This window comes from Nostoc sp. DedSLP03 (genome assembly GCF_034530815.1).
Taxonomy (GTDB): domain Bacteria; phylum Cyanobacteriota; class Cyanobacteriia; order Cyanobacteriales; family Nostocaceae; genus Nostoc.
The window spans coordinates 169,659-185,685 of sequence record NZ_JAVRCK010000001.1; the positions used below are offsets into that span (position 1 = coordinate 169,659).

Genomic DNA, 16,027 nt, shown 5'->3' on the forward strand with positions numbered 1-16,027 from the left:
CATAGATTATGTAAAAAAAGTGGTCGTAATTTAGGGAAAATAGTATTGATGCCAACATTTTTAAAATTATTGAAAATATTTACCTTTTCAAATTGATTTCGATGCAATAGCTAATGTTTTACTCATTTTAGTAACTGGAACAAATATCCCACTTCTTAAATAATGAGGTGCTTTTTGGATGGCCGTAAATCCCAGTCGTAAATAAAACCCTTCAGCATAAAGGCTAGCGGTTGTAATTACCTTATCTATACCTTGCTCAGTTGCTTCGCCGCAAAAATGTTGAACTAAAGCACGGCCAACCCCTTTACCTTGATATTTAGGATGGACATACAGTCCGATGAGTTCATCAACAATGAAACTAGCAAAACCGATAACAACATCTCCCTCGATCGCAACCCAGAAAGATTCGGTTTTCATACTCTTCAAAATATTTGAACCATCAGGTTTATCGCGGTAATTGCGCCAAGCTAAAAGTTCTTTTTGAGTGTAGAAAGTTGCAGGTAGAGCTTTGATAGCAGCAATATGAATTGCACTCAGCACCCACGCATCTGTTTCTTGGGCAGGTCGAAGAGATATTTCGTTAGCACTCATAGGTTCAGGACTGGCATTGGGGGAAGGGGAGCAGGGAGTACGGCAGGGGGGCAGGGAAGCAGGGGGAAAGCAGTATGAATGAAAATTTTAGTTCTGGGTCATTTGCCCAGTTTAAAAAGAAGAATTGTTCTATTTATACCCTTGTTCGCGAAAATCTCGATCCAATTGCTCTCCCAACTTGCCCAATAGTATAACTCCTGAAATATAATCTACGGTAATTATATCTGCAATAAGTATAATAAGCTTTAATCAACACTAATTCTATCGATAAACCGTATATTATGGATAAAGCAATAAAATAACCAACTTCAAAAGGCAAATTTTGAAGCAATCAAGCAATATATTGTGATATTTGGCTAATTTTGCTGTGTTTATTTTGAATATCTGCTTAAAGCTTGCTCCTTTGGAGTATTTAGCAAGCTGGCAGATATTAGAAAGTTAAAAGGAGTGAATGTGATCAACGCCATACAAATTAACGAAAACTTGACAACGACAGGACAAGTTATACCAAAACAGCTTGAGCAAGCTATTCAAGAGGGTTTTAAGTCTGTTCTCAATCTGCGATCGCCTGATGAACTAGGATTTTCCAAAGATGAGCAAAAAGTAGCGGAAGCATTAGGGCTGTATTATCAAAATGTTCCACTCAAGGTGGATCTCAAAAATTTGAATGAAGAGGTGATTACCAAAATCCTCACGACACTCGAACAAATCCCAAAACCAGCAGTTGTGCATTGTGCCGCCGGGATGCGATCGACTGGAATTGCGCTGTTGAGTATCGCTATCCAGGAAGGATTAACGCCAGAGGAAACCTTAGCAAAAGCAAGGAATCTCGGTTTTGGATTCTTTGAACACGCTGGCGTTAGTCCCCGATTGAAGCAATTATTTGTGGACTACGTTAATAAACACGCGAAGGTAGCTTTACCTGCTAGCTGCTCTTAAGTATTAGTAATTTCTAATTGTTATGTCTTAATAGACTAAACGGCTGCTATACAAATTATTGAAGAAGAATTCAGAATTCAGAATTCAGAATTCAGAATTCAGGATTCAACAATCTTGACGCTCTCTACGTTCGCGCTGCGGTAGCGAGTCCCACAGAATTCAATTCTGTTAGCGGATAGTTAATGTTTAGCCCATTCTGACTTCGTGACTCCTGAATTGTTTCTTCTTAAAAATTCAAAACTGTTCTTGCTGAAAGCAGACAAGAGCAGTTTTGAATAGCAAAGCCCAAAATAAGAATTTAGGCATCTTCAAGTTCAAATTGAGCCACCGTAACAGCATTAAAAGCGAAAGCTAAAACTAATGGCATCGGCGACTGAAACCAAAAGGTAAAAAGAACAGCTAGGATTGTACCAATTACTGCGGATATTGACCACAATCGTTCTTCCAAAGTCAGTCCTTTTTCGGCTTTAATCAATCTTAGAACATGAACTGGAATTGGCTCTGGCATTACCCCACCCGGAGGAAAAGCCCAGAAGTTGTTACGTCGCTCAACAAATAAATCTGTCCAGCCATTTTCTTGGCACCATGCCTCAATCCATTGAACAGAGTAATGATTCATCATCGGGTTTCGGAGTTCGGTTTGTGGAAGTTGTGTACTTGGTGAATGTAAACTCTGGGAGATTCCTGAAGAACTAACTAATCGCTATAAAATTAACGCTAATTATCGAGCTTTAAGCTTTGTTAAGCAATTGAGACGGATCTAATTACGCTCAAACCTTGCTTTCATTAATTAAAAGACTAACAGTCGATCGGGGCTGTTGAATTTAAAAGACAACAAACTTTACTTGAAAAATAGAAAGTCAAGAATTGTAAATAACTTCATGGGTATTACTGCTCAAAAAAATTTTTATATCTTGAAAATTTAAATCTACGAATGAAGAATTGTAAATAAGTCAACCAGCATAGGCCATAGTAGACATTGTTTTATTCAGCTAAATTATTCCTTGAGAGTTAGGAATTTCAAGTTTTATTTTTATCAAGAGCGATAGATTATGCTCCCCGTCTCTATTTTGCTAAAGCTTGCTGGCTGTGAGAAATAATTTATACTCAGTCATGGCGATCACTATTGTATTTAATAAATATTATTGTTTTGATATCTAATTTTAGCGCGATTAGTAGATTGCCCCTCTCTACCTCAAGTAGCAGGGAGAATTTTGCTAAAGTAAGAAGTTTATGCTATTTTTGCGTTACAAAATATTAAGCAACGGAAATACACGTTTTCCAAGTCCAGTAGCAAGGCTGCGAGTCTCAATTAGTACGAGCTAGTCTTGCTAATATTCAAATGCGGTAATCAAATGGGCAAATTATACACTAAATTGGCTCTCAATATTTTTTGGCGGCAAACACTAGCATTCCTTCTCGGAATTATTATCTGGTGTGTGGCCAATCCAGCAGTGGCAGTAGACTGGACTCATCCACTGTCATTTAGCAATGCAGAGCTATCAAGACGTGATTTTTCTGGACAGAGTTTGCAAGCTGCGGAGTTTTCTAATGCCAATATGGAATTGGCTAACTTTACAAACGCTGACTTACGCGGAGCAGTCATGAGCGCTTCGGTGATGACAAAAGCAAATCTCCACGGAGCAGATTTAACGAATGCAATGGTCGATCAGGTAAACTTGACTAAGGCAGATTTGAGCGATGCAGTTTTCAAAGAAGCTCTTTTGCTCCGCGCCATATTTAATGATGTAAATATAGACGGTGCAGATTTTACAGATGCAATTTTGGATAGAGCGCAAATTAAAGAACTGTGCGAAAAAGCCAGTGGTGTGAATTCCAAAACAGGCGTGCAAACTCGTGATTCTCTAGGATGTCAATGAAGCGTGTTGGTGTAATTGGTGGCGGACAACTAGCCTGGATGATGGCGGATGCAGCACAGAAGCTAGGAGTAGAATTAATAGTACAAACTCCAAGCGTTCACGACCCGGCCGTGTCAATCGCCAAAGAAACTGTTTTTGCGCCAGTTGATGATGCAAATGCTACGGAAATATTAGCTCAAAAATGCGATGTTATCACCTTTGAAAACGAATTTGTTAACCTGAATGCTTTATCTGGTTTAGCACAGCAAGGCGTTTGTTTCCGTCCTAGATTAGAAGCTTTAGCTCCTCTTTTAGATAAATATCATCAGCGTTGCTATTTACGCGACTTGGGCTTACCAGTTCCTCAATTTTTCGCCCTTGACGAGGTAGAAAATCTCAAATCAAAAATAGAATATCTAGGTTTTCCAGTAGTTTTGAAATCCCGCCGTCATGGTTATGATGGTCAAGGTACTTTCATAATTCAGGATTTTGCTACTTTAGAACAAAAGTTAAGTGATGAAACCACAACACAAACTTTAAATCGATCGCTATTCTTGTTAGAAGAATTTGTGCCTTTTGAAAGAGAACTAGCAATAATTGCAGCCCGTTCTGTGGAGGGAGAAATTGTCACTTACCCAGTAGTGGAAACCCAACAAGAACAACAAGTGTGTCGGCGGGTGATTGCGCCAGCAGAGATTACGCCTAATCAAGTAGCAGAAATTCAAGCGATCGCACATACTCTATTAAATAGCTTAGAAGTCGTAGGCATTTTTGGAATTGAGCTATTTCTGAGTGCTGATGGCAAAATTCTGGTAAATGAAATTGCACCACGTACCCACAATTCTGGGCATTTTTCTCTTGACGCTTGCGAAACTTCTCAGTTTGAGCAACACCTGAGAGCAGTTTGTGGTCTACCTTTGGGGAATCCGGCTTTGCAGTGCGCTGGTGCTGTGATGATCAACTTACTAGGGTATGAAAATTCTCACAGCGACTACCAAAGCCAGCGTCAACAAATAGCAGAAATTCCCCAGGCGCACGTTCACTGGTATGGGAAGACAGAATCACGTCCTGGGCGGAAGTTGGGACATGTTACCGTTTTGCTCGACGATCAAAATCGAGAGTCGGCAAGTGCATACGCCAATGACATCGCCCACAGCATAGAATCTATCTGGTATCCAGGTAAATAGATGGGAAAATTTCGCTGTTGAACGCACAACATCTTTTGAAAAGCTATAATGAGTGAGTTGCACTACGACGTTGGTGACTGCCATCAAGTTTTTTGATCTATGCCTTTAATGACAAGGGAGTCAACTGTTCTCGTGGCAGTATACCGGGCATGTACCCGGAAACTTTAAACGAGGAATTTAGGTTCCCACCTGGATAAACCCAGGTCATAAACTTAGGTAAAACGGCGTCGCGGTGAACTTAAAATTATTAGCTCCCAAAATCAGTTAGAATTTGGGAGCTTTAATTATTTCAATCAATTTAAAATAAGCGAACTGACAGTAAAGATTGCCATATTGTTGGGAAACCTAGATACTATCGTGTAATCGCCGCAGCCCACGCCAAATGCGGCAAGCGAGTCCGCGATCATCTGGGGTTTGCCCCAAATTAGTAACTGGCGTTGGGCACTGCTCTTCAATACTTTTAATACCAGTTATCCCATATAAACAACAGATTAAAGCTGATTTTCTGAATGGGATAACAGCACGATGCACGCCACAAGCCTTGAGAGAGCGTGATTAGGAATTACGAATTGGTAGAAAGTAGCATACACAGTCTTTACCAATGTAAGTATAATAAATAATCTTGTTTAGCGATCGCTTTAGGTAATCTCAGTTAAACTTTAGGAACTCTTCAAAGGATTTCCAGCAAAAATTACCTGGCAAGAGTTGATTAATGTCTAAATAATTGGAAGGGAGTATAACACTCCCCGTGATTATTCGTGCAGCGAGTTGAGAGTGCATGAGCTACTGCTTAAATCCTACCTGTTCCAATCCAGAAAATTTGGTATATAGCCAAAGGTGTCAGTCTTGTGGCTCGCAACTACTGTTGCGCGATCGCTATCAGGCGATCCAACCATTAGGCCAGGGTGGCTTTGGAGCGACCTTCCTAGCCAACGATCGAGGCTTACCAGGAGAACCGAGTTGCGTAATCAAACAATTACGCCCATCAGGAAGCGCCCCACACGTTTTACAGATGGCTAGAGAACTTTTTGAGCGAGAAGCTAAAACTCTAGGTAAAATTGGCAACCATCCCCAAGTACCAAGATTGTTAGACTATTTTGAAGATCGCGAGCAATTCTACTTAGTTCAAGAATATATTAGTGGTGACACCTTGCAAGAGGAGGTCAAACTTAACGGCATTTTGAGTGAAACTGGAGTCAAGCAATTTTTGAGCGAGATTTTGCCACTGTTGCAATACATCCACGAGCAAAAGGTGATTCACCGTGATATCAAACCAGCCAATTTAATCCGCCGCACTCAAGATGCCAGAATGGTACTCATCGATTTTGGTGCTGTCAAAAACCAAATTAGCCAAAGTGCGACAGGCCCATCAGGACAGACAGCATTAACTGCGTATGCTATTGGTACTCCTGGTTTTGCACCTCCAGAGCAAATGGCTATGCGTCCAGTCTACGCCAGTGATATTTATGCACTAGGTGTGACATGCATTTATTTACTGACTAGCAAAACTCCTAAAGATTTAGATTACAATCCCAACACTGGCGAGATGATGTGGGAGCAGCTTGTGCAAGTGAGCGATCACTTAGGCAATGTGTTGCGAAAAATGTTAGAGGTGTCTGTACGTAATCGCTATCAGTCAGCAGCAGAAGTTCTCAGAGCATTGGAAATAGAACCATACTTAGATAGTTTAGCAAAGGGTTTGCTGACTAAATCTGATAATCGATCTAAAGAGCGAACACATAACCACCTGGAAAATTCTGCTGTTTTATGTAACAACCCTGCTGGTACCAATACTGGAGTGGCACAGGTAGCGGCAGCGATTCGTGCTAGACGAGCCAAGGCAGCGGAAGCTGCGGGATTGCACCAGGGTTCTGGGATGGCCAAATCAACGACTTTCAGTAGCAACAGCAATGGTTCACAAAGTCAAAATTCTAAAGTTGGGCGGAAGTTAGATACCCAAGGTTTATTAACAGCTTATCTGAAGGGAAGACGAGATTTTGCCTTACACAATTTAAATTTGCTAAATCTGCAAGGTGCTGATTTATCTCAAACAAATTTCCATTCTGCTCAATTGCAAAAAACCAATCTTCAGGGAGCTAATCTTCACAATAGTGACTTTGGCAGAGCCAGTCTGACTCGAGCAAATCTTAAGGATGCTAATTTGAGCAAAGCATACTTTAACCATGCTGATTTAGAAGGAGCAGACCTGAGAGGCGCAGACCTTAGCAATGCTTATCTCAGCAACGCTAACCTCCGAGGAGCTAATTTGTGTGGTGCTAATCTCACCAGTGCTAAAATTTCTGATGAGCAGCTAGCACTAGCAAAAACAAATTGGATGACCGTGCGTCCCAATGGCAAACGAGGCCTGTTGTGATTTGAAAGTGTGAACTACCGCAATCTAGATACGGATGGAGTTTCCTAATTCATCGGGAATAGCCTCTTTTGCCGCCGTAGTTCTATGCGAATATTCTCCTATAGCAATCCGATTTGATTTAGAGAATCACTCGTAGGGTAAGGGACTGGGGATGGTGGGGCCCCCTCTGGGGATAAGGGGTAATGGAGATTGGGGACTGGGAAGAAGGAATAAAGCTGTACCTAGCCTCGCAAAAATCAAATATGAGTCCTATATATTCGGTTCTAGATTATCCTGAAGGATGAATCCTTTTTATTGAAATCAATTATTTTCGATTAGCAGAATAGCCTCAACCTCCCTGCTTTTCAATTCTCCATTTTTATTAACAATTTTCAAATACTTGTTCGATCGGAATTATTATGCTGAATTTTTCTTATATATGGGAAAATTAGCCCTGATTCTTTTCGATAAAACTTAGATTTATTTAAAAACGATCGAATATATATAATGTTTAGGTCGATCGATGACCATCACTCTTACGAATATTAAGAAATATCTAACTATCTAGCAAAAATACGTAGATAGTTGTCAATTCTTCATGAAATCTTTATGATTGATATCTGTTACAAACAACAAATGATTATTTACAATAAACAATGAAGCATCATAATAATTTTCTAAAAGTATTTATATGCTTTTTATGGTTATAAATAGCAAATAATCTCACACCTAAAATTTGTAAAATAGTATGTTCCTAAAGCACTAAATTTTTCAGATGGCAGTAAAAAGCAAAAAATCAATTATCCCTGATTGTCGGCTGGAGAAGTAGATCGCAACCGAAATCAGGTAATATAAGGTTTACGTATAATGACTGACTTTGCACAAACGGAAATAGAACGGCGATTAACTTTATATCAAGTATTCCTCAAGTTGTATGAACACCACAGCAGTCTTCTAGATGAAATTCTTCAGCTAGAAAACCTATCTCAACCGTCGTTGAGGAGAGTTAAGACGACGGGTTACGTACATGGCGTAGTGGATAGTGTTGCTGTTTATCTGATGACTAACTTGGGCAATAATCAGACTCAGAGTTTACGACAGCCACAACAAATCTGGACGATAGGTCGTAATCACACCAGTGGTATTTGCATTGCTGACAATCATCTGTCTCGTCGCCACGCTGCTATTCAGCATATTGACGAGCAAGGCTTCTACTTAATTGATTTCAACAGCACCAATGGCTCCTTTGTGAACGGTAATCGCGCTGTTAGGCCGATTAAGCTCAAAGACGGCGATCGCATCCGTCTAGGAAATATGACTTTTGATTTTTTTGTGACTTCTACCTACCGCGTTCTGCCAACTGTTGCAATAGATTTATTGATGCAGCTTGTGCATCGAAGGAGTAATCATCCAGTAGATATACTTAGTTATTCTCAGAATAGACAAAAACCTTTAATTGAAAAACCAGATTCTAATTTAGAGGCCTTCAGAAATTTCGGAATAGTTGAGAAGCTTGAAAATTTTTATGACAACTTCAGTTCAGAACAGAAATCAGAAATTTTAGACCGCCTGTTTACCACACAATTATCGTCTAATCTCAACCAGCTAAAAAATTGTAACTTATAGCAGTTTTCAATTGCTTCAGGGGTGCTGTTAGCGGTAGCCTGATATTTAGTCTGTTAGTATGTGCTGAGAAGGTAAGGTTTGCTGAGGCAGACAAATAGTGAAAATTAAAAGGAAACTCGTCAGACAATTTTGGATTTTAGATACTTCGACTTACCTCGACTTCGCTCGGCACAAGTCGCTCAGTACAAGTTTTGGATTTTGGATTGACCCTATAGATAAATCTAGGGGCTTGGGAATTTTAGATTTTAAATTTTAGATTAACTCCATAGATGAATCTAGGAGCTTGTACCATCAAGGAATGTCGATCAAAATATATAAAAAAAATTAAGAATGTGATTAAATATCATAGCAATCATTTTGGAGTGGCGTCTCTAGCTCACAATAAAAAGAAAGCGATTCAGGGATTGAGTGAGTAAGTTATGCTCTATCCTGGCAACAGGAGGATACTCAAGGTCTACCAGCAGTAGCAACAAGAGTAGTGATAGTGATTTACTCCGGTTATGTGGCTCACTGCTACGCATCTGGGGCAAAAAAACCCCCAGTGGGTGTTAACCTACTAGGGGAGTTAGTTATCAGGGTGCATCTACCAATTAAGTGTTCTCAGGTTGAAGACCATACTCCGGATAAATTTGGACAAAGGTCAGTTATTTTTTAAATAAAAAAACCCCCAGTGGGTGTTAACCTACTAGGGGAGTGAGTTATCAGGGTGCATCTACCAATAATCTTTTCTAGGGGCAGCTAGCATCTTCCGGGAAAAATGAACTAAATTAGAGGCGATGTCTACAAAGGGCTGTAAAGCTCGTACCTCTATGGAGAAGCAAGCTACATGTAGTATCTCTGAGAGGAAAAGACTCGCTAAAATTTCTTTACTAGACGTATTTGCGATCGCTATTGGTAACGCAACTAGTAGAAAAAACTCCCAGTGGATGTTAACCTATCAAGGGAGTGAGTTATCGGGGTCAGTTATTTTTTTTAATAAAAAAAACCCCCAGTGGGTGTTAGCCTACTAGGGGAGTGAGTTATCAGGGTGCATCTACTAATAATGTTTTCTAGGGGCAGATAGCATCTTCCGGGAAAAATGAACTAAATCAGAGTTGATGTCTACGACGATGGGCTGTAAAGCTCGTACCTCTATGGAAAAGCAAGCTATTAGCATCTTTGAGAGGAAAAGACTCGGTAACATTTCTCTACGAGAGGCATTTGCGATCGCTATCAGTGATGCAACAAAAAAAACCCCCAGTGGGTGTTAACCAACCAGGGGAGTGAGTTATCAGGGTGCATCTACCAATAATCTTTTCTAAAATAAATGGGTCGCTACCGGATAAATTAGCAGAAGTTGAAGTTGTTTCTGTTTGTCGATGGAAGAAAAACCTTAGAGGGGTTAGTTATCAGGACAGACCTACCAATTAAACGATCGGTGCGCTGCTTTACAAAATGGGTGTTTCAGGGTTAATCAATAAAACTCAATTTTCATAAAAAAACCCCCTAGTGGGCGTTAGCCAACCAGGGGAGCTAGTTATCAGGGTGCATCTACCACTTAAATGTTCTAGGTTTAACCACCATGCTCCGGATAAATTTATGAGAAAATTGATTGTTATCGCGTGTCAAAAAAACCAAAGTGGATATTAACTCAATTAGGGAAGTTAAAGATCGAGGGACATCCATCTATTAATCAAGTATTCTAGGATTAAGCACTATTTTCTGGTAGAGAATATCTGCGTCAGAAGTTGCTGTTGTTTGCCAAAAATAAAAAAACCCCCAGTGGGTGTTAGCCAACTAGGGGAGTTGAAGATCAAGGTGCATCTACCAATTAAGTGTTCTAGACCCAGGTAATCCGATCCGGATAAAGTTGTAAAGGCAGAAAAACCAAAACGACACCGAATCAGAAACATTCAGGGGCAGGATGCATCTAAATTATCAGAGAAAGCGAAAAATCGACTTGAAACTTTCGCGTTTCAAACCAGATTTAGGAGGCGGACAGGAGAAGTTGTGACCCAGGAATTCCATATTTCCGTAACCCCAGTAGGGCAAAATGACTACTTGGTGCGGACGGAACAAGTCGCGCCTGGGGTACCATTGGCAGAAGAATTGGTGACTTGGCCTATAGCTGATTGGTTGATGGCTGCTGGGCATTTGATGAATGACCCGTTGAATTCAGTGTTGCAAGGAGATCCATTTACCTCTGGCGGACATGAAAGCGATATCGCCAGAAACTCTGTGAATTTGGTGGCGTTGGGTCAACAATTTTATAACGCCCTATTTCAAGGCACTCTCAGAGATAGTTGGATTACTGCCCAAGGTATTGCTCAGAACCATCAACAAGTACTACGCTTACGCTTGGGGCTAAAAGACACTAGATTAGCTCGTTTGCCTTGGGAAGTGATGCACGCAGGCGATCGCCCTTTGGCTACTGGGCCTTATGTGGCTTTTTCTCGCTTCCAAAGTGGAATTTTCGGGGCTTCTCCTTTGCGATCGCAAAATATGCCCACACCACCAGAACAAGGTGGTGTCAGAGTCTTGATGGTAATTGCTTCTCCCTCAGATCAAGTCCGTCTTGACTTACAGAAACAAGAAGCAATTAAACTGCAAGCGGAACTTCACCGTCAAACGTCACGACTTGGTGAAAGTCGGAATCGTTTCCCAGAAATTGAACTCACTGTCTTAGACCAACCAGGACGGGAAGAACTGACGCAAGCCTTAGAACAAGGTAGATATCACGTTCTCCATTACTCTGGTCATAGTAACTTAGGCGCAAATGGGGGAGAAATTTATCTTGTTAGCCGCAGAACTGGCTTAACGGAAATCTTAACTGGGGACGATTTGGCAGGTTTGCTCGTCAACAATAATATCCAAATGGCAGTGTTTAATTCCTGCTTGGGCGCGTACATAGCAGCGTCCAATCCCTCTGGAGATACTGGCGAACGAAACTTAGCGGAAAGTCTGGTGAAGCGCGGAATTAGAAGCGTTTTGGCGATGTCAGAACGGATTCCTGATGAAGTGGCGTTGACGCTCACACAATTGTTTTACCGCAATTTAAGTCAGGGATATCCAGTAGATTTGTGTGTAAGTCGGGTGCGCCAAGGATTAATTTCGGCTTATGGTTCTCACCAGATGTACTGGGCATTACCGATTTTATATCTCCAGCCAGAATTTGACGGTTTTTTAAGTCAGGAAACTGAGGTATCTACAAGTACAGATTCGCTGAATCAGTATGGTTCGCCTTTAGAGGTAACTTCCATGATGTACCCTGGTATGCCTGATGATAGCGAGATGTCTTTAGGAATGGAAGATATGATTCCTAGTGGTTTGACGCGGGATTCTGGATTGGACTGGTTGGGTGAAGAGACTTGGGGCGATCTGGTTGATGAAATTGAGTATGATGACCCAAGCTATGAAGAAGATTCTGCGATCGTTTCGGATTTGTTTCGTCAGCTAGATAACCAAAAACCTGCAACTGAACCGGATCGACAAATTAGCGAAAATAGTCTTCACCAAAGTCAGATTTCAGAGGAAATGACTTTTTCAGAAGAGTCAGCAGATTTGTGGGGAGAAGTTCCACCACCGCCACCTGCAACTCCTGGAAAGCTTGAAGAAAATTGGCAAAATTCTAATTTTTCGCGATCGCAACCACCCCCGCCAATAAATCGTACTCGTCGCCGCCAACTGTGGCCGATTGTGGGTGTTGTGGGGATTAGTGCGATCGCTGCTGCGATCGGTTTAAATTGGTGGCAAAATCGCCCCCAAGCATTGCCTAAAATACCAGAAATTCCCGCCCAGTCTCTACCTGATTCTCGACCGATTCAAAAGCAGCCGAATATCGATTTAGGAATAGAAGCAACAGGAATTGTCACCGCTACTGCTACGGAAAAATTGAGTCAGGGTGACTTGCAAGGTGGGTTATTGGCTGTAGAAGAACTACTGAATCGGGGCGCACTGGCTGCGGCTGGAACTTCCTTAAAACTAATTCCCAGCAAACAAGCTGACGATCCATCTGTGAATTTTTACAAGGGACGATTGGCGTGGCAGTCTATCCAAACTGGAGACAATAACTATAGCGTCGATGATGCCCGTCGTTATTGGGAAACTGCTGCCAAAGCTAAACCCGAATCGCTTTTGTATAATAACGCTTTGGGATTTGCCTACTACACAGAAGGCAATCTGAATCGCGCCAATGATGCTTGGTTCAAGGCTTTGAATTTAGCTCTCAAAGAACAAAACACAAATTCAACATCCCAAAACACAGCAGTTCCTCAAGATGCTTTAACTTCTTATGCTGGTTTAGCTCTTGGATTGTATAAATCTGCACTTAGTCAATCTAATGGTAAGCAGACGCAATATTTGAATGAAGCGATCAAATTGCGGCAAACGGTTCTCAAGTCCGATCGCGAAAATTTCCAGGTAGATAAATTAGCTAAAAATTGGCTGTGGACGGAGAAGGCGATTGAAGATTGGCGATCGCTTCTTCAAGAAAAAGGCGAAAAACAGTAATAAGTAGGTGCGTGTAAATATTTGTCGTTGGGATGAGGTAGGAGGCAGGAGGGAAGAGGGTTTTAGCAACGCTAATGCTAAAACCTATATGGGGTTTTAGCTTCCCTAATAGGGATTTTGATGAATTGCAATCATAAATTATTCTTTCTTTCTCCATTGCAGTATGCACTGTTTCAATCCCTAATAGGGATTTTGATGAATTGCAATTGCTACCATGTATACATGGATTTCTAAAGGCATCTGTTTCAATCCCTAATAGGGATTTTGATGAATTGCAATTTCTCTGGCGTTTCTAGCAAATGGTATTCCATGTTTCAATCCCTAATAGGGATTTTGATGAATTGCAATAAGAATTGATTGAGCGGGAGAAGTATTTTAGAGGCGTTTCAATCCCTAATAGGGATTTTGATGAATTGCAATCCCCCAAAGCGGCAACACCACCCACTACACTAGGTTTCAATCCCTAATAGGGATTTTGATGAATTGCAATTAGTACCAGTGCGGGACTTGGGATTAATGCTCAGTTTCAATCCCTAATAGGGATTTTGATGAATTGCAATTTACTAATAGCGGCATCGGGCTTTGTTTATGCAATTAAGTTTCAATCCCTAATAGGGATTTTGATGAATTGCAATGCGAACTCCTCTCGTTGCGATCGCCCCACTCGTTTCAATCCCTAATAGGGATTTTGATGAATTGCAATCCGATTCGCCAAGTGCTTGAGATGCTTGCCAAACGGTTTCAATCCCTAATAGGGATTTTGATGAATTGCAATCTACTGCTTTTTTACCTTGCTCTGCTGCACCCTTGTTTCAATCCCTAATAGGGATTTTGATGAATTGCAATTTAATTGTACCGACTAACTGATTGTCTAGACCTCTGTTTCAATCCCTAATAGGGATTTTGATGAATTGCAATAAATAAAATTAGATTCGGGGAATAGAGGAATAGAGTTTCAATCCCTAATAGGGATTTTGATGAATTGCAATCATCTTCCCTCATTGTTTCAAGGTCGGCATTAGCGTTTCAATCCCTAATAGGGATTTTGATGAATTGCAATTGAAACCACGCCACAGCAAGCTTTTCAGCCGATTGTGTTTCAATCCCTAATAGGGATTTTGATGAATTGCAATCTTTCCTGATAGTTGGACTACTTATTATAAAGGTTTCAATCCCTAATAGGGATTTTGATGAATTGCAATAGCGGGAGCCTGAAAGCCAAGCTGTATTTAGTTTTCAAGGTGCGGTTGCGCGATTCTGGAGCCATCATAGCATTAGAGAATTCCTTTGGGAAGAGTGCCGGGAAAAGTTAAAGGCTGACATCCTAGTTTTTGTAAGCATTTCAGAGATTGCGCGGATGATAATTGGGTAATGAGTGGGGTGAAATGCTTGCTGGTATTGAGATAGAAGCAATTTTTTTGGGGTGTGGAAATTGTACACCTACCCATTCGCGCATTTGACATACAGGAACTCTATGAGAGACGCGATCGCTAAAAATAATCTAATGGTGATGGGGGGTGCGATCGCTGCCTTCAAAGCCAGAAATCTCAGTCTTTTTAGCTTATAGCCTCCCACATCACACACAACAACACTTGTAATGTTAATCTTGAGACTCCTCAGAGATAGATTCTGATTCGGTTTCAAGTTCTTCTGTTTTAACTTTGGGGGTTGGAGGTTTAACGGGTTTTGGGCCGCGCGCTAGTGCCGGATTTACCGGTGGTCTGCTTTCATCCCTAGATGACGATCCTTTTTTCCCTTTGTCAGACGAGCGATCGCGGCTCGGTTTTGAGCTTTTGGGGTTAGATTCAATCGGGGTTACAGAATCCGAATTTTCGGAATTGCTGTCAGTGTTTGCTTGAGCCTGACGTTCCGATTTCTTGATTGGACGTTCTACCATTGTTGATTTTTGTAAATTTATCTGTATGGTACATCGGTTTGGTGACTATCAAACTGTTGAGTAGCATTTTTAAAGATTTTATTGTGGGAATTCCTGAGTAGCTGTGGAGAGTTGTTTTGACAAAAAAGCAGCCAACAAACTTGATTAATTAACTTACTAAATTAAAAAATGGGTACGTTATCGATAGCTGAACGCACCCGACAACTATTAAACAAAATCAGGTCGTGCCTGTTGCCTTGATTTAAACTTCTCCTCTAAAACTGCCCAATTTTCTTGCTCAATTAAGTTAGTCAATTCATCGAGATTTTGACGATATTGTTGCAGCGATCGCAGCAATGCTTGACGATTATATCGCGCCATCATGACGCCCAATTCTGGATTCCCACCACCCACACGACTGGTATCCCGAAAACCCGAACTAGCTAACTTTTGGGCTAATTGCAAAACATCGGGGTCAGTTTCGCTCAAACAAGCAGCAATCAACGAAGAACTAACCATCACAGGTAAATGAGAAATCCAACTCACAGCGCGGTCGTGTTGCTCTGGTTGACAAAAATAGATATTAGCTCCGAGCGATCGCACAATTTCTTCTACAACTGTAATTGCATTAGTTGGGGTTGTCGTTATCGGTGTTAATACATAAGGTTTATCAACAAATAAATCGCGCTGTGCAGCTTCTATCCCACTATCTGTTCTGCCCGCCATTGGATGACCGCCGATAAAATTTTTCCAAAGGGGAGTAATATCGTTGACTATCTGTGCTTTCGCTGAACCCACATCAGTGACGACTGTAGCCGTAGGCAAATGAGCGACTAACTGTTCAAATTGGGGCACAATAAGGGCTAGAGGTGTACAAATAAATACAACTTCTGCGGCTGCTAATAGGCTCAGATCGACTGATGCTCGATCGACACTGCCCAAGGTAACTGCCTTTTGACAGGTTGCTTCACGGCGACTAACTCCTAAGATATGATGTCCTTGCGATCGCAAATCAAAACCCAAAGATCCGCCTATCAGTCCCAATCCTAAAATTCCAATATTCATTTTTGATTTTGACATTCCGTTTTTTATGACTTTACCAACTATT

Annotated in this window: 11 protein-coding genes, 1 other RNA gene and 1 CRISPR repeat array; of the genes, 8 read left to right on the top strand and 4 right to left on the bottom strand. The window is 41.1% G+C overall.

The annotated features are described in order from the left end of the window. Positions 1-87 precede the first annotated feature (87 nt). Positions 88-591: a GNAT family N-acetyltransferase gene (locus tag RM368_RS00710; protein WP_322692258.1), complete on the bottom strand. Its 504-nt coding sequence runs from the start codon at positions 589-591 to the stop codon at positions 88-90. A 453-nt stretch (positions 592-1,044) separates the two neighbouring features. Between RM368_RS00710 and RM368_RS00715 the strand changes: the two genes are divergently transcribed. Then, positions 1,045-1,530, top strand: coding sequence for a beta-lactamase hydrolase domain-containing protein (locus tag RM368_RS00715; protein WP_194040625.1), 486 nt, complete (start codon positions 1,045-1,047; stop codon positions 1,528-1,530). 298 nt (positions 1,531-1,828) lie between these two features. Here RM368_RS00715 and RM368_RS00720 read toward each other — a convergent pair whose 3' ends face one another. After that, the gene (locus RM368_RS00720) at positions 1,829-2,152 is read right to left on the bottom strand and encodes a hypothetical protein (RefSeq protein ID WP_322692259.1); all 324 of its coding nucleotides are present in this window, start codon (positions 2,150-2,152) and stop codon (positions 1,829-1,831) included. A 733-nt stretch (positions 2,153-2,885) separates the two neighbouring features. Here RM368_RS00720 and RM368_RS00725 point away from each other — a divergent pair. From RM368_RS00725 to hetF, 7 genes are all read left to right on the top strand, one after another. Then, positions 2,886-3,410: a pentapeptide repeat-containing protein gene (locus RM368_RS00725; RefSeq protein WP_322692260.1), complete on the top strand. Its 525-nt coding sequence runs from the start codon at positions 2,886-2,888 to the stop codon at positions 3,408-3,410. Beyond that, a complete protein-coding gene (locus tag RM368_RS00730) occupies positions 3,407-4,576 on the top strand; it encodes a 5-(carboxyamino)imidazole ribonucleotide synthase (protein WP_322692261.1) in 1,170 nt (389 codons plus the stop codon). Before RM368_RS00725 ends, RM368_RS00730 begins: the two co-directional genes overlap by 4 nt. Before the next feature lie 56 nt (positions 4,577-4,632). Next, positions 4,633-4,816: non-coding RNA, 6S RNA (gene ssrS / locus RM368_RS00735), on the top strand. A gap of 538 nt (positions 4,817-5,354) precedes the next feature. After that, entirely contained in the window at positions 5,355-6,950 is a 1,596-nt protein-coding gene (locus tag RM368_RS00740) for a serine/threonine-protein kinase (RefSeq protein ID WP_322692262.1), read from the top strand. Between the two features lie 846 nt (positions 6,951-7,796). Further along, positions 7,797-8,555: an FHA domain-containing protein gene (locus RM368_RS00745; RefSeq protein WP_322692263.1), complete on the top strand. Its 759-nt coding sequence runs from the start codon at positions 7,797-7,799 to the stop codon at positions 8,553-8,555. Positions 8,556-9,652: 1,097 nt separating this feature from the next. Continuing rightward, positions 9,653-9,805 (top strand): hypothetical protein, encoded by a 153-nt coding sequence (locus RM368_RS00750; protein WP_322692264.1) that lies wholly within the window; start codon positions 9,653-9,655, stop codon positions 9,803-9,805. Positions 9,806-10,544: 739 nt separating this feature from the next. Further along, on the top strand, positions 10,545-13,043 hold the full coding sequence (gene hetF, locus RM368_RS00755) for a cell division protein HetF (RefSeq protein ID WP_322692265.1): 2,499 nt from the start codon (positions 10,545-10,547) through the stop codon (positions 13,041-13,043). 95 nt (positions 13,044-13,138) lie between these two features. Next, positions 13,139-14,245: a CRISPR direct-repeat array (repeat unit 37 nt; unit sequence GTTTCAATCCCTAATAGGGATTTTGATGAATTGCAAT). A gap of 398 nt (positions 14,246-14,643) precedes the next feature. On the opposite strand, the gene RM368_RS00760 is transcribed toward hetF, so the two are convergent. Together RM368_RS00760 and RM368_RS00765 are read right to left on the bottom strand one after the other, a co-directional pair. Beyond that, positions 14,644-14,940: a hypothetical protein gene (locus RM368_RS00760; protein WP_322692266.1), complete on the bottom strand. Its 297-nt coding sequence runs from the start codon at positions 14,938-14,940 to the stop codon at positions 14,644-14,646. Between the two features lie 207 nt (positions 14,941-15,147). After that, positions 15,148-15,984 carry a prephenate/arogenate dehydrogenase gene (locus RM368_RS00765; RefSeq protein ID WP_322692329.1) on the bottom strand — a complete coding sequence of 279 codons (837 nt, stop codon included), beginning with the start codon at positions 15,982-15,984 and terminating at the stop codon, positions 15,148-15,150. Positions 15,985-16,027: the final 43 nt, after the last annotated feature.